The following is a 223-nucleotide window of genomic DNA, read 5'->3' as shown; positions in this document are numbered from 1 at the left end:
ACACTTCGGAAATGGAAAATAGCTTATGAAACAGGAGGATTGGATGCCCTACAATCAAAGAAAAAGGGGCGTCCAACCATGAAAGATAAAAAAATAAAACCAGTAGATGAACGATCAATCGAAGCTTTACAAGCGGAAAATGAGCGTTTACGTATGGAAAATGCATATTTAAAAAAGTTGAATGCCTTAGTTCAAAACAAAGAAAAATCACCAAACAAGACAA

The 223-nt window shown here is 35.0% G+C and carries 1 pseudogene; it reads left to right on the top strand.

The annotated features are described in order from the left end of the window. A pseudogene (locus MR147_RS26970) lies at positions 1-223 on the top strand (IS3 family transposase); the annotation flags it as partial.

It is taken from the genome of Bacillus cereus group sp. BfR-BA-01350 (genome assembly GCF_022663775.1).
GTDB classification, from domain to species: domain Bacteria; phylum Bacillota; class Bacilli; order Bacillales; family Bacillaceae_G; genus Bacillus_A; species Bacillus_A paranthracis.
Note: the sequence above shows the minus strand (reverse complement) of the source record. Positions and strands in the feature narration are given on the sequence as shown.